At 47.0% G+C, this 20,450-nt stretch carries 22 protein-coding genes; 1 reads left to right on the top strand and 21 read right to left on the bottom strand.

Translation table 11 applies throughout. The annotated features are described in order from the left end of the window. Nucleotides 1–20: 20 nt before the first annotated feature. Nucleotides 21–776 (bottom strand): exodeoxyribonuclease III, encoded by a 756-nt coding sequence (locus tag MUB50_RS11045; RefSeq protein WP_021977111.1) that lies wholly within the window; start codon nt 774–776, stop codon nt 21–23. 268 nt (nt 777–1,044) lie between these two features. Here MUB50_RS11045 and MUB50_RS11040 point away from each other — a divergent pair, with 268 nt between their 5' ends. Then, nucleotides 1,045–1,419 carry a DUF1292 domain-containing protein gene (locus MUB50_RS11040; protein WP_244790984.1) on the top strand — a complete coding sequence of 125 codons (375 nt, stop codon included), beginning with the start codon at nt 1,045–1,047 and terminating at the stop codon, nt 1,417–1,419. Nucleotides 1,420–1,511: 92 nt separating this feature from the next. Here the strand turns inward: MUB50_RS11040 and MUB50_RS11035 are convergent, their stop codons facing one another. The 20 genes from MUB50_RS11035 to MUB50_RS10940 all read right to left on the bottom strand — a co-directional run bounded on the left by MUB50_RS11035 (nt 1,512) and on the right by MUB50_RS10940 (nt 20,445). Next, complete coding sequence (locus MUB50_RS11035; RefSeq protein ID WP_138276324.1) at nt 1,512–2,024, bottom strand: deoxyuridine 5'-triphosphate nucleotidohydrolase; 513 nt, start codon at nt 2,022–2,024, stop codon at nt 1,512–1,514. 44 nt (nt 2,025–2,068) lie between these two features. Next, nucleotides 2,069–2,560: an anaerobic ribonucleoside-triphosphate reductase activating protein gene (nrdG, locus tag MUB50_RS11030; protein WP_118513778.1), complete on the bottom strand. Its 492-nt coding sequence runs from the start codon at nt 2,558–2,560 to the stop codon at nt 2,069–2,071. A gap of 3 nt (nt 2,561–2,563) precedes the next feature. Next, nucleotides 2,564–4,657: a polyribonucleotide nucleotidyltransferase gene (locus tag MUB50_RS11025; protein ID WP_118625421.1), complete on the bottom strand. Its 2,094-nt coding sequence runs from the start codon at nt 4,655–4,657 to the stop codon at nt 2,564–2,566. Nucleotides 4,658–4,856: 199 nt separating this feature from the next. Then, nucleotides 4,857–5,123, bottom strand: a complete 267-nt coding sequence (rpsO, locus tag MUB50_RS11020; protein WP_015525801.1) for a 30S ribosomal protein S15 — start codon at nt 5,121–5,123, stop codon at nt 4,857–4,859. Between the two features lie 155 nt (nt 5,124–5,278). After that, entirely contained in the window at nt 5,279–6,178 is a 900-nt protein-coding gene (locus MUB50_RS11015; RefSeq protein WP_244790982.1) for a bifunctional riboflavin kinase/FAD synthetase, read from the bottom strand. Between the two features lie 34 nt (nt 6,179–6,212). Continuing rightward, nucleotides 6,213–7,103 carry a tRNA pseudouridine(55) synthase TruB gene (gene truB, locus MUB50_RS11010; RefSeq protein ID WP_420314112.1) on the bottom strand — a complete coding sequence of 297 codons (891 nt, stop codon included), beginning with the start codon at nt 7,101–7,103 and terminating at the stop codon, nt 6,213–6,215. A gap of 7 nt (nt 7,104–7,110) precedes the next feature. Continuing rightward, entirely contained in the window at nt 7,111–8,067 is a 957-nt protein-coding gene (locus MUB50_RS11005) for a DHH family phosphoesterase (protein WP_022426620.1), read from the bottom strand. 9 nt (nt 8,068–8,076) lie between these two features. Further along, nucleotides 8,077–8,445: a 30S ribosome-binding factor RbfA gene (rbfA, locus tag MUB50_RS11000; RefSeq protein WP_015525797.1), complete on the bottom strand. Its 369-nt coding sequence runs from the start codon at nt 8,443–8,445 to the stop codon at nt 8,077–8,079. A gap of 12 nt (nt 8,446–8,457) precedes the next feature. Next, complete coding sequence (infB, locus tag MUB50_RS10995) at nt 8,458–11,142, bottom strand: translation initiation factor IF-2 (RefSeq protein ID WP_244790980.1); 2,685 nt, start codon at nt 11,140–11,142, stop codon at nt 8,458–8,460. Between the two features lie 42 nt (nt 11,143–11,184). Continuing rightward, nucleotides 11,185–11,502 carry a L7Ae/L30e/S12e/Gadd45 family ribosomal protein gene (locus MUB50_RS10990; RefSeq protein ID WP_021650310.1) on the bottom strand — a complete coding sequence of 106 codons (318 nt, stop codon included), beginning with the start codon at nt 11,500–11,502 and terminating at the stop codon, nt 11,185–11,187. Continuing rightward, nucleotides 11,489–11,767 carry an RNase P modulator RnpM gene (gene rnpM, locus MUB50_RS10985; RefSeq protein WP_138276325.1) on the bottom strand — a complete coding sequence of 93 codons (279 nt, stop codon included), beginning with the start codon at nt 11,765–11,767 and terminating at the stop codon, nt 11,489–11,491. The genes MUB50_RS10990 and rnpM overlap by 14 nt, the downstream gene beginning before the upstream one ends. Then, complete coding sequence (gene nusA / locus MUB50_RS10980; RefSeq protein WP_114001441.1) at nt 11,767–12,960, bottom strand: transcription termination factor NusA; 1,194 nt, start codon at nt 12,958–12,960, stop codon at nt 11,767–11,769. The genes rnpM and nusA overlap by 1 nt, the downstream gene beginning before the upstream one ends. A gap of 41 nt (nt 12,961–13,001) precedes the next feature. Continuing rightward, on the bottom strand, nt 13,002–13,466 hold the full coding sequence (rimP, locus tag MUB50_RS10975) for a ribosome maturation factor RimP (RefSeq protein ID WP_021650312.1): 465 nt from the start codon (nt 13,464–13,466) through the stop codon (nt 13,002–13,004). 171 nt (nt 13,467–13,637) lie between these two features. Continuing rightward, nucleotides 13,638–14,078: a hypothetical protein gene (locus MUB50_RS10970; protein ID WP_138276326.1), complete on the bottom strand. Its 441-nt coding sequence runs from the start codon at nt 14,076–14,078 to the stop codon at nt 13,638–13,640. Then, the gene (locus MUB50_RS10965; RefSeq protein ID WP_244790977.1) at nt 14,062–14,529 is read right to left on the bottom strand and encodes a DUF3990 domain-containing protein; all 468 of its coding nucleotides are present in this window, start codon (nt 14,527–14,529) and stop codon (nt 14,062–14,064) included. Before MUB50_RS10965 ends, MUB50_RS10970 begins: the two co-directional genes overlap by 17 nt. Nucleotides 14,530–14,635: 106 nt before the next feature. Continuing rightward, nucleotides 14,636–16,423, bottom strand: a complete 1,788-nt coding sequence (locus tag MUB50_RS10960; protein ID WP_244790993.1) for an amino acid ABC transporter ATP-binding/permease protein — start codon at nt 16,421–16,423, stop codon at nt 14,636–14,638. Nucleotides 16,424–16,494: 71 nt separating this feature from the next. Further along, entirely contained in the window at nt 16,495–18,231 is a 1,737-nt protein-coding gene (locus MUB50_RS10955; protein WP_244790975.1) for an ABC transporter ATP-binding protein/permease, read from the bottom strand. 7 nt (nt 18,232–18,238) lie between these two features. Further along, complete coding sequence (locus MUB50_RS10950) at nt 18,239–18,622, bottom strand: YbaN family protein (RefSeq protein WP_244790973.1); 384 nt, start codon at nt 18,620–18,622, stop codon at nt 18,239–18,241. A 25-nt stretch (nt 18,623–18,647) separates the two neighbouring features. Next, nucleotides 18,648–19,448, bottom strand: coding sequence for an ABC transporter ATP-binding protein (locus MUB50_RS10945; protein ID WP_244790971.1), 801 nt, complete (start codon nt 19,446–19,448; stop codon nt 18,648–18,650). Beyond that, nucleotides 19,438–20,445: a FecCD family ABC transporter permease gene (locus MUB50_RS10940; protein ID WP_144093493.1), complete on the bottom strand. Its 1,008-nt coding sequence runs from the start codon at nt 20,443–20,445 to the stop codon at nt 19,438–19,440. The genes MUB50_RS10945 and MUB50_RS10940 overlap by 11 nt, the downstream gene beginning before the upstream one ends. Nucleotides 20,446–20,450: the final 5 nt, after the last annotated feature.

Genomic DNA, 20,450 nt, shown 5'->3' with positions numbered 1-20,450 from the left:
AATCCTTTTCGCCGAATCCGTCACAGATCAATATCCAGCTCAACCGGGCAATGATCGGATCCCATGATCTCTCCGTGGATCTTCGCATCCTGAAGCTTTTCTTTCAGGGAAGGGGAAACAAGGAAATAGTCAATACGCCAGCCGGCATTCTTCTCTCGTGCACGGAAGCGATAGGACCACCAGGAGTAAACACCCTCTTTATCCGGATAAAAATATCGGAATGTATCAATAAAGCCGCTCTCGAGAGCTCTGGTAAAGCAGGCTCTCTCTTCATCAGTAAAGCCTGCATTTTTGCGGTTGGTCTTCGGATTCTTGAGATCGATCTCCTGATGTGCCACATTAAGGTCGCCACAGCAGATCACCGGTTTCTTCTCCTGCAGTTTCAGGAGATAAGCCAGGAAATCCTCTTCCCATTTCATACGGTATTCCAGACGGCGGAGCTCGCTCTGGGAGTTGGGAGTATATACAGTCACAAAATAATACTCTTCGAATTCCAGCGTGATGACACGTCCTTCTTTATCATGTTCCTCTATCCCAATCCCGTAAACTGCAGACAATGGCTCCCTCTTTGTAAAAATGGCTGTACCTGAATAGCCTCTGCGGTTTGCGTAGTTCCAGTACTGATGATATCCGGGAAGTTCCAGTTTCACCTGTCCCTGCTGGCATTTCGTCTCCTGCAGGCAGAAAATATCCGCATCCAGCTCATGAAAGCGTTCCTCAAAGCCCTTGGTGATACAGGCCCGGATCCCATTTACATTCCAGGAAATAAATTTCATATTTTTATATTTTCTCCTCATTTTTTCGTCATATTTTTATTATATCTCACATTGTCGGATTAAGCAAAAATATTTTGAAAGTTTTCTCAGGCTCTCAAATATTTTGTATTACTGTTCACTCTGTTCTCAGTAACACGCTTTGCGGAATACTACAAGTGAACAATAACTATTTTGTTGCTGTTCTACGTCATATATGTTAAAATGTTCTCTATATCATGCAGAGCTGCACTCTTATTTACAGGCAGCAGCAGAACGGAGGATTTCTTTTATGAGTGATGAATTTAACAAAAGCGGATGTGCACCAAGTGACTGCGCTTCCTGCACAGCTAACTGCGAAAGCAAGGTAGATGAGGCACATCATACCATCACCCTGACTATGGATGATGATACTGAGGTAGAATGTGCCATCCTTACTATTTTCCCTGTAGAGAACAAAGAATATATCGCACTTCTCCCACTGGATGAAAATGGCCAGAATGAGACCGGCGAGGTTTATCTCTACAGCTTCTCCCGCACAGCAGACGGCGATCCGATGCTGGCAAACATTGAAGATGATGAAGAGTACGACGCTGCCGCAAATGCCTTTAACGCAGTCGTTGAAAAAGCACGTGCAGACGAGGAAGCCGACACACTTCTCAGCTAAACAAGGCATTTACCAGAGATAGTAATTACACAAAACAAGCCCGGAAATCGGATGTGTGTAGTCATCACACCTCCACCTTCCGGGCTTTCGTTTTATTTTGTGGTACTTCCGAAGCCACCGTTTCTTACTGCGTCCGCATCGTCATCCACGGTGATTCCGTATTCTACAAAGATTCCCTGCATGAAACCGGTTCCTGCCGGGATCTGGATAGTTTTATCTTCTCTTGTATCGTTGGTCAGTTTGGAAAAAATATGGCCTTCGTTGTCAGAAAAGAAATAATCGCTGTCAATGATTCCCACTGTGTTATTCAACTGCAGCCGGAATTTAAATCCCAGTCCGCTTCTCGGATAACATTTCAGGACCCAGCCCTCTTCCATCTCTACACGGATACCGGTCGGTATCTTTACGATCTCACCTGGCTTCATGGTCACATCCACAGGTGCATAAAAATCATATCCTGCACTTCCGGTCGTAGCTCTCTTCGGAAGCTTCAGACTGTCGTAGATATTTCGGATTTCCTCTTCTGAATACTGTTCAAAGGTATCTTTCCAGTCCTTTGCAAACTGTTCAAAACTTACCTTGTGAAATTTCGCAATTCTTTTCATTTTTCGTTCCACTCCCAATAGGTAATTTCAGAAAAAACCTCTGATCACTCCGCATACAGAACCACACGGTTCTCACGAAGTGACGCCTGTACATCGATCACCCTCTGATTTGAGGAGCCTTTCCATTTCAGAAGAACTTCTTTCTTATCCACCTGAAATTCCCCGTCCACGCATACATCCAGATAATGGATGATCTCATACTGCTGGATTTCTTCCCAGAGAGAACCCGTATACAGCCAGATCGTCTTATCCGGATACTTCTCTCTGATCTCTCGTGCAAGAGCTGTTACCTCAGCGATATTGGAAGGATGCAGAGGATCGCCTCCTGAGAAAGTGATCCCGCTGATATAATCCTTGTCCAGCTCTGCAAATATCTCAGCTCGCTCGCTGTCCGTAAAGGGCAGACCTCCATTCGGATCCCAGGTAATGGGATTCTGACACTCCCGGCAGCCGTGTGAACAGCCGGCTACCCAGAGCACTACACGAAGTCCGTCTCCGTTTAACATATCGTCCTTGGTAATATTGTGGTATCTCATCATTTATGCTTCTTCCGGTACATCCTTCATGCTGAAGCTGATTCTTCCCATCTTGTCCTTGCCAAGGCAGATAACCTTAACTTTGTCGCCAAGTGTAAGAACATCCTCAACACGGTTGATCCTCTGTTTGGAGATCTTGGAAATGTGTACCATTCCCTCCTTGCCTGGTGCAAACTCAAGGAATGCGCCAAACTCTTTGATGCTGACTACGCGTCCTGTAAAGATCTGTCCTGCCTCAAACTCGGTAGTGATGATCTCGATCATACGTTTTGCTTCATCCATACCCTTCTGGTCTGTTCCGCAAATGGAAACTGCGCCGTCATCTGTGATGTCGATCTTCACACCTGTACGCTCGATGATCGTATTGATAGTCTTTCCTCTCTGTCCAACTACATCACCGATCTTCTGCGGGTCGATTTGGATCTGGATGATCTTCGGAGCAAACTCACCAACAGTTGTACGAGGCTTGTCGATACATTTCTCCATAACTTCTGTCAGGATATATTCTCTTGCCTCTTTTGTTCTGCGGATCGCTTCCTCAACGATCGGTCTTGTAAGACCATGGATCTTGATATCCATCTGGATCGCTGTGATTCCGTCATGTGTTCCGGCTACCTTGAAGTCCATATCTCCGAAGAAGTCCTCAAGGCCCTGGATATCTGTAAGAACGATGTAATCATCGTCTGTTTCACCTGTAACAAGTCCGCAGGAAATACCTGCAACCGGTTTTCTGATCGGTACACCGGCAGCCATCAGTGACATGGTAGATGCACAGATACTTGCCTGGGATGTGGAGCCGTTGGACTCAAATGTCTCAGATACGGTACGGATCGCATATGGGAATTCTTCCTCTGTAGGAAGTACCGGTACCAGTGCTCTCTCAGCAAGTGCTCCGTGACCGATCTCACGACGTCCCGGTCCTCTGGAAGGCTTGGTCTCACCTACAGAGTAGGACGGGAAATTGTAGTGGTGCATATATCTCTTGGATGTCTCAAACTCATCCAGTCCGTCAAGACGCTGTGCCTCTGTAAGAGGAGCAAGTGTGGTAACGGTACAGATCTGAGTCTGTCCTCTTGTGAACATGGCAGAACCATGAACTCTCGGGATGATATCTGTCTCTGCAGCCAGCGGACGGATCTGTCTGATCTCACGTCCATCCGGACGTTTATGATCTTTGAGGATCATCTTACGGACAGTCTTCTTCTGGTACTGATATACAGCCTCACCGAGAACGGCAAGCCATTCCTCATTGTCTGCAAAAGCTTCTTTCAGCTTATCAGTGATCTCGCTGATGTTATTCTCACGTGTCTGCTTGTCATCAGAGAATACAGCCACCTCCATCTCTTCCGGAGGAACGATCTTCTTGATCTCATCAAAAAGCTCCTGAGGTACTGCACAGGACTCGTAGGAATGTTTCTCTTTTCCGCACTCTGCTACGATCTGGTCAATGAATCTGATGATCTCCTGGTTCACTTCATGGGCCTTGTAGATAGCCTCGATCATCTTATCTTCCGGGATCTCATTAGCTCCGGCCTCGATCATGATAACCTTCTCTCTTGTAGAAGCAACAGTAAGCTGAAGATCAGAAACTGCCTTCTGTGCAAGTGTTGGGTTGATGATAAACTCGCCGTCGATCATACCAACCTGTGTGGTTGCGCATGGACCGTCAAATGGGATATCAGAAATACAGGTTGCAATGGAAGAACCAAGCATAGCCGGGATCTCCGGATTGCATTCCGGATCAACAGACATAACCATATCTACCAGAGTTACGTCATTTCTGTAATCCTTTGGAAACAGCGGACGCATCGGACGGTCGATAACACGGGATGTAAGGATCGCATGCTCGCTTGCCTTACCCTCTCTCTTGTTGAAGCCTCCCGGGATCTTTCCTACTGCATACATCTTCTCCTCATACTCAACACTTAACGGAAAGAAATCGATTCCTTCTCTCGGCTCTTTGGATGCGGTAGCAGTAGCAAGGACTGTAGTATCACCGTAGTGCATAAGAGCAGCACCATTGGCCTGTTTCGCTACACGTCCGATATCTACAGTCAGTGTTCTTCCTGCAAGTTCCATGGAATAACTTTTGTACATATTCGTTCTCCTTTTCTTATTATATTAATATCTGACAGGAGCCCGAAACAACTGAAAAGACCACTTCCTTTGAAAAAAAGATCTCGACCGGAAATGGGCTTTTCAGTAGTCTCGGAAATCACTCCTGCGGTAATTCCGTCTGTGTTTATCACACATGTTAAAATGGGGCGGATGGAATCATCCGCCCCTCCCGTAGCAATTATTTTCTTAAACCTAATTTCTCAATCAGTGCACGGTATCTTTCGATGTCTGTTTTCTTAAGATAAGCAAGAAGGCCACGTCTCTGACCTACCATTTTCAGAAGACCTCTTCTGGAATGATGATCTTTGTGGTGTGTTTTAAGATGCTCTGTAAGCTCCTGGATTCTTGCTGTAAGAACTGCAACCTGAACCTCCGGTGAACCTGTGTCACCCTCTGTTCTTGCATACTCTTTCATGATTGCTGTTTTCTTCTCTTTAGAAATCATTGTTGTTTCCTCCTTGAAATTTTAATTAAACGCCGGGTATTAAGAAGTGGTCGGAGTCTCCGGCTTCTGAATACTGGCTTTTTTCACCTCGAACAGTATAGCACACGGTTTCTGACCTGTAAACTGTTTTTTCGAAAAGTTTTTCCCGAAAGTTTTTATTTTTCGAGGCTGCGGAAATAAGCCTTTCCCTTTTCTGCATCCTTCAGGAGCTGCTGCTTTAGTGCTTCTATGGACGAAAAGCGCTTCTCCGGTCTGGAATAATGAAAAAATTCCACTCTGCAGGGCTCTCCGTACAGATCCTCATCACAATCAAAAAGATAGGTCTCAACACCCAGGAATTTCTCTCCGATGGTTGGCTTATATCCTACGTTTGTGATCCCGCAAAGGGTTCTGTCCTTAAAATGGGACACTGTATCATAAACGCCATTTGGCGGCATCAGCTTTTCTTTTGCAGGAACGATATTAGTAGTGGGAAGAAGGACCTTATGTCCCATTCCTCTTCCATGTTCGATCACACCGTCCACAAAAAAGGGGATTCCCAGCAGATCATTAACCTTTTCCATATTTCCCTTTTTCAGTTCCTCACGGATAAATGTACTGCTGATCTTTCTGCGGCCTTCCATTTCTTTCGGAACAACATCCACAGTAAAGCCAAGCTTCCTTCCCATAGTCTCCAGAAGCTGTGGTGTTCCCTTGCGTTCATACCCGAACCTGAAATCTTCTCCCACTGCAACATGCTCCGCCTGAAGATCTCCCACCAGGATCTCTTTAATAAAGGTTTCCGCCTTCATATGACGGATCCGGTTATCCAGCGGACATTCGATCAGCACATCCACGCCTGCTTTCTCAAGAAGCTGACATCGTTCCTCTTTTGTAAAGATCATCTGACTGCCGATGCCAAGAGAAAAAAGGACTGTCTGCAGACCTTTTTCTTTCTGTTCCAGGATCTTCTCCACCAGTTTCTGGTGTCCACGGTGTATGCCATCAAATTTTCCAAGTGTCACCGCACTCTTTGAAAGGCGCGGAAATTCTCCGTCGATCTTCAAGTATTCCATATCTTCTGCTGCTCCTGCAAGTTTTTATAAAGTGTCATACAAAAAACATGCGGATGGGTACGTATTTCTGTTTTCTTTCATCCCAGCCGTATATTCCTGTGAAATTTCCGCTGCTTTTATACATCCGGACTTTTTCTTCCCTGCTGCCTCCCTGTACCAGTTCTTCCGGAAGCGGGTTTCCGTTATTGAGAAGTCTGTCTCCCTCCGGTGTACAGGTAAGGACCGGATACTTGGAAAGTACATCCTCGATGGAAACAAGCTTTTCCCCGATGGTCCCATCGGCAACCGCCTCCTCCACCTGGGAAAGTGTCATGCTCTCTTCCAGAGTGAAATTTCCGGACCTGGTCCGAAGCAGCTCTTCCATGGCTCCGCCGCAGCCTAATTTTTCTCCGATGTCATTGCAAAGTGTACGGATATAGGTGCCCTTGCTGCAGGTAACGCTTATGCGTACCAGCGGAAGCTCCATATCCAGTATCCTTATCTCATAAAAAACCACAGGGCGCGGCTTACGCTCTATGGTTTTTCCTTCTCTGGCCAGTTCGTAAAGCTTCTTTCCGTTTACCTTCAGGGCCGAATACATAGGAGGGACCTGCTGCTGTTCTCCCACAAAGGATCCCACTGCCTCACGGACTTCCTCTTCCGTGACGGTCACAGGTTTCTCAGAAAGAACAGCTCCGGTCATGTCCTGGGTATCTGTGGAAACTCCCAGCCTTAAAACCGCCTCATATGTTTTTTCTTTTTCTGTAAGAAGTTCCACCAGCCGGGTCCCCTTGCCCAGTGCAACAGGAAGTACTCCCTCTGCTGCCGGATCCAGAGTCCCGGTATGGCCGATCTTTTTCATGTGGAGAATCCCACGCAGCTTTGCAACAACATCATGAGAGGTATAACCTTTTTCCTTTCGGATCACAAGTATTCCGTCCATGATCTTATCTTTACTCCTCTGCAAGCTGTTTTTCAATTTCAGCGGTAAGGTTGTTGATCACATCGTACATGGAGCCCTGCATATCACAGCCGGCCGCACGCACATGTCCGCCGCCTCCGAAAAATACGGCAATCTTGCTTACATCCACCTTACCATTGGAACGGAGAGATACTTTAAAGAGTTGCGTCTGCATCTCATAGATAAAGATCGCAACCTCCACACCAGCAGTCAGACGGAGCTGGCTCACGATTCCCTCCAGATCCTTTCCTTCCACACTGTAGAAATCCATCTCCCGTTTTTTCAGATATCCGACCACACACTTACCGCCCTGAAGGAGAATACTCTCTGCCAGGACACGTCCCATGACCTGATTCTGAAGATATGTTTTCTGGTAAAAGGACTCATCGATGATCCTGCTGAAATCAAATCCTGTTTTCATCAGTTCTCCGGCGATCCTCATGGTTTCCGGTGTTGTGGAAGAATACTGGAACACGCCGGTATCATGTGCCATTCCCGTATAAATAGGAACCGCAATGGAACGATCGATCTTGTCTGAATCCAGAAGTCCGTAAAGAACTTCACTGGCAGAGCTGATTTCGCCTCTTACATGATTGACATCCGCAAATCCGTTATTGCTCACATGATGGTCAATGCAGGCTGTCTTTTTTGCTGCATCAAAATATTTCCGGGCAACTGCAAGTCTGTCCAGTGCGCTGACATCACAGGTGATAAAAAGATCATACACCTTATCTTCTTCTGCTTCTGTCTTAACCTCATCCATTCTGTCAATGTAATCAAATACAGGTTTTCGGTCTTCCAGATAAACATCTGCTTCTATATCAGGAAAATATTTCCGGATATAGAGATACAGAGCCATACAGGAACCAATGCAGTCCCCATCCGGACGGATGTGACCGCCAATGCCAACGGTTTTTACATTTTCCAGTATTTCTGAAATGTTTTTCATTTTTTCCACCTATTCCTCTGTTTCCATCCCACTCATTACGTCATTGATCTTCTTTGACATATTTACACCATATTCAATAGACTCATCCAGAACAAAACGGATCTCCGGTGTATTGCGGAGATTCAGTCTTCTGGCCAGTTCTCTCCGAACATAGCCCTCTGCATTCTTCAAGCCCCGGAGGGTGGAATCCTTGGCCTGTTTCTCGCCCAGCACACTGATGTAGGCTTTGCAGGTCTTAAGATCCGGTGCCACCTCAACAGCTGTCACAGAGGTCATCGGATGAATTCTGGGATCCTTGATCTCGCTGTGTATGATGGTGCTGAGTTCTTTTTGAACTGCACCATTCACACGTGTATTTTTAATGCTGTTTTTTCTCATTACGAATCACTCCTATCTTGGTACCTCTACCATGATATATGCTTCGACTTTATCTTCTTCTTTGACATCATTAAAGTCATTAAATACAAGGCCGCACTCATAGCCGGCACGAACTTCCTTGACATCATCCTTAAATCTCTTCAGGGATGCAAGCTCACCCTCGAAGATCTGGTCCTCACCTCGTGTGATACGAACCTTACAGTTACGCTGGAATGTACCATCCAGCACATAGCTTCCTGCGATGGTTCCGACACCGGATGCCTTGAACAGCTGACGAACCTCTGCGTGACCGATAACCTTCTCCTCGAATACAGGATCCAGCATACCCTTCATGGCTGCCTCTACATCCTCGATTGCCTGATAAATGACTTTATAAAGTCGAAGGTCAACACCCTCCTGCTCAGCAAGCTGTTTTGCTGTGGTATCAGGACGTACGTTAAAGCCAATGATGATAGCATTGGATGTTGCAGCAAGGCTAACATCAGACTCATTGATGGCACCTACGCCACCATGGATCACCTTAACGATAACTTCCTCGTTGGAAAGCTTGGTAAGACTCTGTTTTACAGCCTCAACAGATCCCTGTACATCGGCCTTGACGATGATCGGAAGCTCCTTAAGATCGCTGGCCTGGATCTGGTCAAACAGGTTATCCAGAGAAAGCTTGCCTTTGGTCTCCTCGAGAAGACGGCTCTTGTTCTCTGTAACGAATGCGCCTGCAAAGTTCTTGGCTTCTTTATCGCTCTCGAAGGACATCAAGATCTCACCTGCATTGGGAACATCGCCAAGTCCGAGGATCTCAACCGGAGTAGACGGACCTGCCTCTTTTACACGACGTCCCTTATCATCCATCATTGCACGTACCTTACCGTTGCATGCACCTGCAGCAATAAAATCTCCCACATGAAGAGTACCCTTCTGAACAAGAATAGTAGCAACCGGTCCTTTACCCTTATCAAGCTGAGCCTCAATAACAAGACCTCTTGCCTCACGGTTCGGATTGGCTTTGAGCTCGGAAACCTCAGCAGTAAGAAGGATCATCTCAAGAAGGTTCTCAATTCCTTCTCCTGTATGTGCGGATACCGGAACAAAGATGGTGCTTCCGCCCCAGTCCTCAGGAATCAGTTCATACTCGGAAAGTTCCTGTTTTACACGCTCAACATTTGCACTTGGTTTATCGATCTTATTGATGGCAACGATGATCTCAACACCTGCTGCCTTTGCATGACTGATTGCCTCTACTGTCTGCGGCATTACACCATCGTCTGCGGCAACGACCAGAACTGCGATATCTGTAGCGTTGGCACCACGCATACGCATAGCTGTGAACGCCTCATGTCCCGGTGTATCCAGGAATGTGATCTTCTGGCCCTTGATATTTACCACGTAAGCACCGATGTGCTGTGTGATTCCGCCGGCCTCGCCTCTGGTTACGTTTGTATTACGGATAGCATCCAGAAGAGATGTTTTACCATGGTCAACGTGACCCATAACACAGACTACCGGAGGTCTCGGAACCATGTCATCCTCGTCCTCTTCGTCCTCTTTGAGGAGCTCTGCGATCACATCCACCTTTTCTTCCTTCTCAGCAATGATATCAAAGCCAAGTGCGATCTCCTCTGCCTTTTCAAAGTCGATCTCCTGGTTTACGGTTACCATGACCCCTTCCATGAAAAGCTTCTTAACGATCACTGACGGCTGCATCTTCATCGCGTCCGCAAGCTCACGGATAGTAAGCTTCTCCGGAATGGTGATCTCCTTGATCTCCGGTTTCTTCTCTTCCTGCTTCGGCTGTGGATTCGGTTTCTGAAGTGCTTTCGGAATTCTGGAATTCGGTCTGCGTCCGCCCTGATTTGGTCTGCGTCCGCCCTGGGTACCTTTCTCGAATTCTTTCTTCTTGTTCTTATTCTCTCTGTCACGCTCACGCTTGCTGTCCTTGGATGTCTTGGTCAGCTCCGGGGTGAATACAGCATCTGAAGAGCCCCCGCTTCTTCTCTGTCCCGGACGCTGTCCGCCGCCCTGGCCACCACGGTTTGCTCCGCCGAAACGGTTATCTCCGCCTCTTCCGCCTTCGGAACGTCCGCCCTGGCCTCCCTGGCCACGGTTTACTCCGCCGCCGAAACGGTTTCCGCCGTCTCTTCTTCCTTCAAAGCTTCCGCCCTGGCCACGGTTTGCTCCACCGCTGAAACGACTTCCGCCTCTTCCGTCATTCTGGCGTGGGCCTCTGTTTCCCTCGCCCTGTCTTGCCGGACGTCCCTCGCCATTCTGGGAACGGTTTCCGCCAAAACGATTTCCTCCGTCTCTTCTTCCCTCGAAGGTTCTTCCGTCACGATTTCCGTCTCTTCTTCCTTCCGGACGGTTGCCCTGCGGTCTTCCGCCCTGAGTACGATTCTGGCCACTCTGACCGTTTCTCTGCTCACCGGACTCACCGTTTCTTGTGTTTGCTCCTGCGCTTCTCTGACCGCCGTTCTGTGGACGTGCCGGTCCCTTTCTCTCGCCTGCTGCCGGTTTTCTTCTTCCTTTACCGCCATCGCTGGCATTCTGTGCATGAAATACACGGATGATATTTTTTTTCTTTTTCGGTGCTTCAGATTTGTTACCCTCTGTATTCACCGTTGTTGTCTTTTCTTCTGTTTTTGGAGTATCCAATTGTCTATATTGCTCCTTTCCCGATCTGTTGAATTTATCTTTTATCATTTCTATCGTCAAACCTCCTTACAGACGCCTGTATCATGCAGGTTATCTGCCGGATTCTTTTTCCAGCGCCTTCATGATCGCCTTTGCAAAATTTTCGTCCTGCACGGCAAGGCTGGCACGGAATTCTTTGCCCATTGCTCTGCCCAGGCTCTCTTTGTCTGAAAGGAAATATAACGGAACTTCATAATAGGTACACATATTCCGAAATTTCTTTTTTGTGTTTTCGGAGGCATCATCTGCCACCAGTGCCAGGAAACCTTTTCCTGTTTTTACGGATTTCTCTGTGGAAAATTCTCCGCTCACTGTTTTTCCTGCTTTTGTCGCAAGTCCGATGAGTGATAAAACCTTATTGTTTTTCAATTGATCCAAACTCCTTTTTGAGGTTCTGATACACTTCATCCGGAACTGCCATTTTCAAGGAACGCTCCAGGCCATGGTTTTTGATAGCCTTTTCCAGGCATTCCTCTGAGAAACAAAGGTATGCGCCGCGTCCGTTTTTCTTACCTGTAGCGTCCAGGATGATCTCATTCTCTGCTGTCCTGAGAACTCGTATCATTTCCTTTTTGCTTTTCATTTCCCTGCAGCCGGTACACTGACGCATGGGAATCTTGGTTCTCGTTTTCATTATTCTTCGGCATCTCCATCTGCTGTTTCTTCAGCTTCTGTTTCTGTCTCTTCTGTATCTTCCTCTGCTTCTTCAATCTCTTCGGAAACAGCCTCTTCTGTCATTTCTTCTTCTGCTTCCTCGTGTTCCTCATCGTAATCATCGTAGAAGTCACCGGACTCTCTTGCCTGTGTCTCGCTCTTGATGTCGATCTTGAAGCCTGTAAGTCTTGCAGCAAGACGTGCGTTCTGTCCTTCCTTACCGATAGCAAGGGAAAGCTGGTAATCCGGAACTACGACCAGTGCGGTCTTCTCATCCGGGTCAGCCATAACTGCGATAACCTTTGCAGGGCTTAATGCATTCTCGATAAGGATCGCCGGGTTCTCATCCCAGTTGATGATATCGATCTTCTCACCGTGAAGCTCGTTAACAACTGCACCTACACGTGCGCCGTTCATACCAACGCATGCTCCCACAGCATCTACATCCGGATCGTTGCTCCATACAGCGATCTTGGTACGGGAGCCTGCCTCACGGGCAATGCTCTTGATCTCAACGGTACCGTCTCTTACCTCTGCAACCTCGGACTCGAAGAGTCTCTTTACAAGACCGGGATGTGTTCTGGAAACCAGGATACGCGGTCCCTTCGGTGTATCCTTAACTTCAAGAATGTAAACTTTTACTCGCTCGGTTGGCTGGAAGGTCTCACCCTTTACCTGTTCGTTCTCTGTAAGGACTGCGTCTGCTTTACCAAGGTTGATGCTGACATTTTTGCCCATTACTCTCTGAACAATACCGGTTACCACTTCTTTTTCGATTCCGTAGTACTGATCGTAAAGAACTTTACGCTCTTCCTCACGGATTTTCTGAAGAATGACATTCTTTGCATTCTGGGTTGCGATACGTCCGAATTCCTTGGACTGGATCTCAACCTTCATAACATCACCGATCTCTGCGTTCGTGTTTGTTTTCTGTGCATCCACCAGAGAAATCTCCAGCGCCGGATCCTCCACATGCTCTACAACAGTTCTGTCAGCGTAAACACTGAAGTCACAGGTCTCCGGATCGATCATAACGTGAACGTTATCTGCCTTTCCGAAATGGTTCTTACATGCCTGGATCAGTGACTGCTCAATTGCCTCCAGCAGTGTATCCTTACTGATATTTTTCTCTTTTTCGAGAACGTCCAGCGCATCTCTTAAATCTCTGCTCATTTTTCTTTTTTCCTCCTGAATTTTACAGATTCGATTCTCTTTTAGAATTCGATTGCGAGACGAATCAGGGCAATATCTTTTTTATCAAAGGTACGTTCTGTGCCGTCTTCATCGATTGTCACACTGTTACTATCATATGCATTTAAAATACCGCAGAATTCTTTCTGTTTCTCGATGGGCCGGTAGGTACGGATCTCCACCAGCTTGCCAAGGCTTCTCTTAAAGTCTTTTTCTTTTTTAAGAGGCCGGTCAAGTCCCGGAGAACTGATCTCCATAATGTAGCTGTCCTCGATGAAATCCTGCTCATCCAGTATATCGCTGAACGCACGGCTTACGTCCTCGCAGTCATTGACTGTGATTCCGCCCGGCTTGTCGATATAGCCTCTGAGATACCAGGTTCCGGCTTCCTTGACATACTCCACGTCTACCAGCTCAAAGCCCCTGGACTCCACGATCGGTGTAAGGATCGCCTCTGTCTTCTGTTCATATTCTTCCCGTCTGCTCATGCTTCCCACCTGCCTTTCCTATTTCTGCCTGTTTCTGAACAAATTCCTTCTCAGCAAATAGGAGCGGGCTCTCGCCCACTCCTATGCCAACAAGTTCTTAGTTTCGTTCATTGTAACACCAATGTCTGTTAAATGCAAGTATTAATTGCGATTTGAATTTCTGTTTATCTTTTACAGGATTTCTCCCGCTTTATAGCATGCTGCTATATAATCTCTCGGCTGATAATAAAAATCTGTATTATAGTCCGAAATATGTGCATCAATCCAGGAATGATAAATATCCCATATTCCTTTTTCGATTTCCGCATCATCATATATGTCTTCTATTAATCGCTCATATACTTCTCCAATATCCCAGTAATCCGGAACCGTATATCTGCACATGGATACATTGTCAAATTCCCCTTCCGGAATATTGCATTGTTCCATAAACTCTGCTGCAACTTTTTGTATTGGCTCACAGTGAAATACATCCGCATAATCGTATATTCTCTTTATGTTTTCCCTGCCAAGATAATCTGTGATTTCCCGCCGATGTTGTTTTCTGTTTCGTCCTATATACTCAATCAGGCTACAGGTAAAAAATAAATTGTTATTATTTTTTTTCGCCATATATGACCTCACTTCCTGCAAATTTCAAAGTATCCAATGCCGAAATTGTATGAAAACTGATCTGATGTGTGGGGTATTTAAATTTTACCAGTTCCCAGAAAGCAGCTCTTGAGATCTTACCATCCAGATAGTTTTGCAGATAATTGTAGATCGTATCATCTGCCATTGGTCCTTCCACAATATCATACTGATGTGCTTGTCCACTTCGACAGGAAATAATAAAGTCCAGCCATTCTTCTGTCATTTTCTCAAATTTAAGAATTTTTAATTCTGTATTTTCTGTATACTCGTACCTATTGATGTATCCCTTTTCTCCGTACCTTGTTGCCCACCGTTCTGCCTGTTTTTCGATGTTAGTACAATAGAAGCCAAAATAGAAATCTTTGTTAAATCGGGCTTTTCTGATTTCCGGATACTCTACTATATCTTTACTTCCATGATATAAGGTCATATGCGCTCCTTTTCAGATCGGACTTAACACAATAGTCTCCTGGAGCTATTATAGCAAATGTGTATCGGAAATCGCAATATATTTTGCTCTCACAAGAGCATCTATATCATGACACTCTCCCATTCTCCATCTCATACACCACATCTGCAACGTTCATTGTAGAAGTTCTGTGTGACACCAGCACGACGGTACGGTTGGCATTATCTTCTTTCAGGGACTTCAGGATGATGCCTTCGTTCAGGGAATCCAGATTGGATGTCGGCTCGTCCAGAAGAAGGAGTGGGCTGTCGTGGAGGAAGGCTCTTGCAATACCGATTCTCTGCTTTTCGCCGCCGGAGAGTGTGTCTCCCAGTTCTCCGACTTCTGTGTCATATCCTTTTGGAAGGGTCATGATGAAGTCATGGATGGAAGCTTTTTTTGCGGCCTCCATGATTTCCTCACGGGTTGCGCCTGGTTTTGCGATGGCGATATTGTTTGCGATGGAATCGTGGAACAGGTGGGTTTCCTGTGTCACATAGCTTTCCAGATCCCGCAGCCTGCGTGTCGGGATCTCTTTTACATTTCTGCTATCTACGAAAATGCTGCCTGCACTTACATCCCAAAAACGCATCAGAAGCTTTAAAAGTGTGGATTTTCCGGAACCGCTGGCTCCATGGATACCGGTGATCTTACCCGGTGCAAGTTTCAGGGAGTAGTCGTCCAGGATGGTTTCATCTTCATATGCGAATGTCACATGAGAGGCTTCTGCACCTGTAAATCCATCACCGGATTCATCTTGTTTCTCCACATCATTAAACCTTCCAACTGCGTGAAACTCGATTCCATCCGGAATCTCCTCCACCAGTGGTTTCTCCTCCAGGAGCGAAAGCACACGCTCACCACTTGCCAGAGTCTGATTCAGGTTATTGGAAAGACTGGACAGTGCCACAACCGGGCCAAAAGATCCCATCATGGCAATGGTACAGGTCAGGATTCCGTCAAAACCGATCTCGCCTTTTCCATAAAGATGAATCATCAGCGCCAGCATTCCAAAGGACGCAAGCAGGATCATCAGATTCGTAAATGATCTCTGAAATCCTTCCATACGGCTTAAGTCTTCCTGCATTCCTGCAAGTTTCCGGGAACGGTCAGACATCTGGCCTTTTCTCTTTTCACCCTGATTGTACTGGATGGTTTCATCAAGGCCGCGGAGAGAATCCAGCACAAAACTGTTCAGCTCACCAAACTCCGTACGGAATTCCATACCCTTCTGACTTCCATGCTTTCCATTCCACAGGGGAATCACCACACCTACGATCAGATAGGCGGCCAGAGCCAGAACTCCGGCAAGCACATGATATCTTCCGATAAAAACTACCATGATCACAGAAGTCAGTGTTGCAATAGCAATGGGGGAAATGGTATGCGCATAAAAAACTTCCAGAAGTTCAATATCCGTGGTGATAATGGAGATCAGGTTCCCTTTGTCACGACCTTCCAGCTTCGCAGGGCAGAGCTTACGCAAAACCGCAAATACCTTATGGCGGATGATCGCCAGAAGTTTAAACGCGATAAAATGGTTACAATACTGCTCCACATAATGAAGGACACCACGGAGCACCGCAATCAGGATCATAACGGCAATGATCCCTTTCACAGAAGTTCCGGCAAGCCAGGTACTCTTTATAACAACCTCCGGAATACCAGAAATCCCGGCACCTGCTGCACTTCCTACCAGGCCATGGAGGATCACCTGCCCTGCCAGGATGGTCAGGAAAATGGCACATAGGTATCCCACAGTTCCCAAAAGAATAGCCGCCACCATAATATGTAGAAGTGGTTTCACCAGACCAATAAGACTTCTCATGATAGCAATGGCACTTCTTCGCTTTTTCGCTGTATCTGTTCCCGCCATGGCCATATCTGTCTTCTGCCTGTATATATTTTTCTGAGTTTCAGCCATTTCACGTGCGTTATTGTCACTCATCACACATTTCCCTCCTTCCCATAATTTTCCAGCGCACTCTGGCTCTCATACAGATGACAATAATCGCCACCCAGGGCCATCAGTTCCTCATGCTTTCCGCATTCTCTGATCTCACCGTTCTTCAGGAAGTAGATCTGATCGGACTGTACCACATTGGCAAGTCTGTGGGAGATCAGAAGTACAGTCCTGGTTTTTGCCATCTCATGAATAACATCCATGATCAGCTCTTCACTTTCCACATCAATGTTGGAGGTGGCTTCATCCATAATGTACACAGGGGCATCCGCAAGAAGTGCCCTGGCGATCACAAGCCTCTGGCACTGACCCCCTGAAAGATTTCCCGCCTTTTCCAGAAGGACCGTATCCAGCCCGTTCTGGGTATCCAGAAATCCAAGGAGATTGACCTTCTTAAGGACCTCACGCATTTCCTGATCCGTGACATCCGTTTTTGCCATCTGAAGATTTTCACGAACTGTTCCCTTAAAGAGATAACTGTTGTGGCGCACCAGAACCACATGTTCCATCAGGTCATCTTCGCGAACGTCCCCGAGGGCAACTCCTCCGATACGGATATCACCGAAAAACTCCCGGTTCTTTCCGGAAAGGATTCCCGCAATGGTACTCTTACCACAGCCGGACTCTCCAACCAGGGAAACAAAGCTTCCCGCAGGAACCTGAAGATCGATCCCACCAAGGATCTCACGGTCCTTCTCATAGGAAAAATGCACATCCCGAAAAGAAATATCCAGACCGCCCTCCGGCAGAGTTTTCTCTCCGGCTTTCGGCTCCGGAAGATCCAATATCCGGAAAATCTTATCACTGGCAGCCATACCGTTCATGGCAATATGAAAAAAGGATCCAAGCAGCCGCAACGGCAGAAAAAACTCACTGGACAGAAGCACAATGCAGAGGGTTCCGGAAAGGTTTAAATTCCCATGTAGAAACTCCGTCACCGCCACCGCCATACCAATGGCCGCACCGCCGTAAGCCACAATATCCATCACACTGGTGGAATTCAGCTGCATGGTTAAAACCTTCATGGTGATCTGGCGGAACCGCTGGGACTCCGCATCCATCTCGTCTGCTTTCTGCTGGTCTGCCTGATAGATCTTTAGGGTAGTCAGACCTTGAAGATTTTCCAGGAAGGAATCTCCAAGTCCTGTATAAATGCTCCAGTATTTGTTAAGAAGCTTCCTGGCGATCTTCTGTACCACCACAATGGAAATGGGAATCAGCGGCACACAGATCAGAAGTACCACGCTGGCTTTTAAGCTCACCCGGCAGAGGATCACAAAGAGTGTTACCGGTGCGATCAGGCTGTAAAACAGCTGGGGGAGATATTTTCCGAAATAGGTTTCCAGCTGCTCCACACCTTCTGTGGAAACCTGCACCACTTCAGAGGAGGAAACCTGCTCTCTGTAGGAAGCACCCAGCTTCAGCATTTTTTCATAAATTTTTTCTCTGAGGATCCGCTTTACATCCACGCAGGCCAGATAGGACGACCTTGCGCCCATCCGCTCACAGAAGAAGCGGATTACAACAACCAGGATCAGTGTGAGAACCGTCCGTTCCACACTTTCCGAAGTAACAGAACCGTAAATCACTTTTTCCAGCAGCCCTGCAATGGAAAAAACGGCGATCACCTGGGACAGCAGGGCAAGCCACTGCCACAGGATCGTATACACGATATATTTTTTTGCGTGGGATAAAAGTCCCACCAGTCTTGTCTTGATCATTGGCTGCTCACACCTCCGGCTCCACAGTTTTTACCCTGAGGAAGAAATACAGAATGTGGCATACCCACACAACGGCTATGCAGATTCTTCCCACAGGCACATTTTTCATGCAGATAAATCCGATGACCATAACTACGGTCACCATGCCGATGATCTTGCATTTGGTTCCAAGCGTCATGGCTCTTTTCTGCACAAAACTGTCCAGATGTTTTTTGTAAAGGTCTGTTCCTATAAACCAGGTATGGAGCCGTTCCGAGCTTTTTGCAAAGCAGAACAGCGTTGCCATATAAAAGGGAACCGTAGGCAGGATCGGAAGGACAATTCCGATGGTGCCAAGTCCAAGGCAAAGAAACCCCAGCAGGATCCAGAATATTCTCAATGGATTTCTCATTTTCTTTTCCTTTCTTATATACGCTTTAGACGGTTAAAACAAATTTACGTCCATCTACTCTTGCCACCTTCAGATCAATACCATAAAGTTCATGGATGCTTTCCTCCGTGATCACTTCTTCCGGCTCGCCTTCCACGATGACTTTTCCACCGGCGAGACCGATGATCTTGTCGGAAAAATAGATCGACTGGTTGATGTCATGAAGGACCATAACGATGGTCATGCCAAATTCCCGGTTCAGCCTCCGCACAAGCTCCAGAATCTCGATCTGATAACGGATATCCAGATATGTAGTCGGCTCATCCAGAAAAAGGATCTCGGTTCCCTGTGCAAGCGCCATGGCGATCCATACACGCTGGCGCTGTCCGCCGGAAAGCCTGGATAATTCCCTCTCACGAAACTGTGAAACATTGGTCACTTCCATGGCCCAGTTCACATACCGCTCATCCTCTTCTCCACGGATCCCCAGCATACCAAGATGAGGCGTTCTTCCGAAAGAAACCAGACGCTCCACGGTGATGTCATCCGCCGCCGTATTGTACTGATGTACAATGGCCACTTTTCTGGCAAATTCATTCAGACGCAACCTTGCGATGTTTTTTCCTCCCAGAAGGACTTTTCCCTTTGCAGGGTCCAGGTTTTTGGTCATCAGGGAAAAAAGTGTGGATTTACCACATCCGTTGGCTCCCATGATGGTCGTCACCTTACCTTTTTCGATCTTAAGGGACGCGCCTTTTAAGATCTCGTTTTTACCATAAGAAAAGCATACATTCTTTACCTCCATGGCAGGTCGTTTTTTTTCCGTATTCTGTGTATCAGTCACCATATTTTTTTGACCTCCTTAAGAGAATGATAAAGAACGGACCACCTACCACGCTCATCACAACTGCCGCACTGATCTCATAGGGAGCTGCAATGGTCCTTCCGATGGTATCTGCCAGAAGGAAGGTAAAGGCTCCCGCAAGTGCGGAAAACGGAACCAGTGCCCTGTGGTCACTTCCCACCAGGATCCTTCCGATATGTGGCACGATCAGCCCAAGGAAACTGATGGCACCTGCGATGGCTGTGGAAATACTTGCCAGAAGTACCGCGATCAGGGAGATCACGATTCGTGTGGCATTGACGTTCAGTCCCAGGCTTCGTGCTGTCTTATCTTCCAGAGACATCAGGTTGCACTCTCCGATAAACAGGCATGCCAGGAAAAGCCCTGCCACAACATAAGGAACCAGTGTTGTCACATCATCCCAGGTTTTCTGGGTGATATTGGCTTCTACGATGGAAGCCACGCCGGACATATTTCCACCGCTCATGCTGTTAAAAGCGCTGGAAAGTCCGGCAAACAATGCATCTACTGCCACACCGGTGAGGATAATACGAAGAGGACTTAAGCCGCCCTTCCAGGACAGACAGTAAACCATCAAAAAGGCGACCACGCCGCCAAAAAACGCTACCAGCGGAGTAAAGAAATACAGTCCCGGTGCAAAAGCTGTGATCAGAACTGCCGCAAAGCTGGCACCGCTGGAAATACCAATGATACCAGGGTCTGCCAGTGGGTTTTTAAGGACCGCCTGGAACAGAACACCGGAAACCGCAATGGCGGCTCCTGCCAGCATGGAAATGATGATACGCGGAAAACGAAGGTCATAGATGGTTGCCACTTCGTCAATACGCTCCACAAAAAGTCCTCTCATCAGCTCTCCGAAGGAAACCTTCAGGCTTCCGATATTGATGGCTGCAAAAAACAATACCATCAGAAGCACCGCCATGAGCACAAAGGAGAGCACTGCACGGAGCCGCTTTCTTTTTTCTCTGTTTTCATCCATTTTTG

This window comes from Blautia sp. NSJ-140 (assembly GCF_022868965.1).
GTDB lineage: Bacteria > Bacillota > Clostridia > Lachnospirales > Lachnospiraceae > Blautia_A.
The sequence above is the reverse complement of the archived record's forward strand: the minus strand, read 5'-3'. Positions and strand labels throughout refer to the sequence as shown.

Coding starts and splice junctions, on each gene's coding strand:
- MUB50_RS11045 (WP_021977111.1), bottom strand. CDS start 776: ATGAAATTTATTTCCTGGAATGTAAATGGGATCCGGGCCTGTATCACC.
- MUB50_RS11040 (WP_244790984.1), top strand. CDS start 1,045: ATGAGTGATGAATTTAACAAAAGCGGATGTGCACCAAGTGACTGCGCT.
- MUB50_RS11035 (WP_138276324.1), bottom strand. CDS start 2,024: ATGAAAAGAATTGCGAAATTTCACAAGGTAAGTTTTGAACAGTTTGCA.
- nrdG (WP_118513778.1), bottom strand. CDS start 2,560: ATGAGATACCACAATATTACCAAGGACGATATGTTAAACGGAGACGGA.
- MUB50_RS11025 (WP_118625421.1), bottom strand. CDS start 4,657: ATGTACAAAAGTTATTCCATGGAACTTGCAGGAAGAACACTGACTGTA.
- rpsO (WP_015525801.1), bottom strand. CDS start 5,123: ATGATTTCTAAAGAGAAGAAAACAGCAATCATGAAAGAGTATGCAAGA.
- MUB50_RS11015 (WP_244790982.1), bottom strand. CDS start 6,178: ATGGAATACTTGAAGATCGACGGAGAATTTCCGCGCCTTTCAAAGAGT.
- MUB50_RS11005 (WP_022426620.1), bottom strand. CDS start 8,067: ATGAAAAACATTTCAGAAATACTGGAAAATGTAAAAACCGTTGGCATT.
- rbfA (WP_015525797.1), bottom strand. CDS start 8,445: ATGAGAAAAAACAGCATTAAAAATACACGTGTGAATGGTGCAGTTCAA.
- infB (WP_244790980.1), bottom strand. CDS start 11,142: ATGATAAAAGATAAATTCAACAGATCGGGAAAGGAGCAATATAGACAA.
- rnpM (WP_138276325.1), bottom strand. CDS start 11,767: ATGAAAACGAGAACCAAGATTCCCATGCGTCAGTGTACCGGCTGCAGG.
- nusA (WP_114001441.1), bottom strand. CDS start 12,960: ATGAGCAGAGATTTAAGAGATGCGCTGGACGTTCTCGAAAAAGAGAAA.
- rimP (WP_021650312.1), bottom strand. CDS start 13,466: ATGAGCAGACGGGAAGAATATGAACAGAAGACAGAGGCGATCCTTACA.
- MUB50_RS10970 (WP_138276326.1), bottom strand. CDS start 14,078: ATGGCGAAAAAAAATAATAACAATTTATTTTTTACCTGTAGCCTGATT.
- MUB50_RS10965 (WP_244790977.1), bottom strand. CDS start 14,529: ATGACCTTATATCATGGAAGTAAAGATATAGTAGAGTATCCGGAAATC.
- MUB50_RS10960 (WP_244790993.1), bottom strand. CDS start 16,423: ATGGCGGGAACAGATACAGCGAAAAAGCGAAGAAGTGCCATTGCTATC.
- MUB50_RS10955 (WP_244790975.1), bottom strand. CDS start 18,231: ATGATCAAGACAAGACTGGTGGGACTTTTATCCCACGCAAAAAAATAT.
- MUB50_RS10950 (WP_244790973.1), bottom strand. CDS start 18,622: ATGAGAAATCCATTGAGAATATTCTGGATCCTGCTGGGGTTTCTTTGC.
- MUB50_RS10945 (WP_244790971.1), bottom strand. CDS start 19,448: ATGGTGACTGATACACAGAATACGGAAAAAAAACGACCTGCCATGGAG.
- MUB50_RS10940 (WP_144093493.1), bottom strand. CDS start 20,445: ATGGATGAAAACAGAGAAAAAAGAAAGCGGCTCCGTGCAGTGCTCTCC.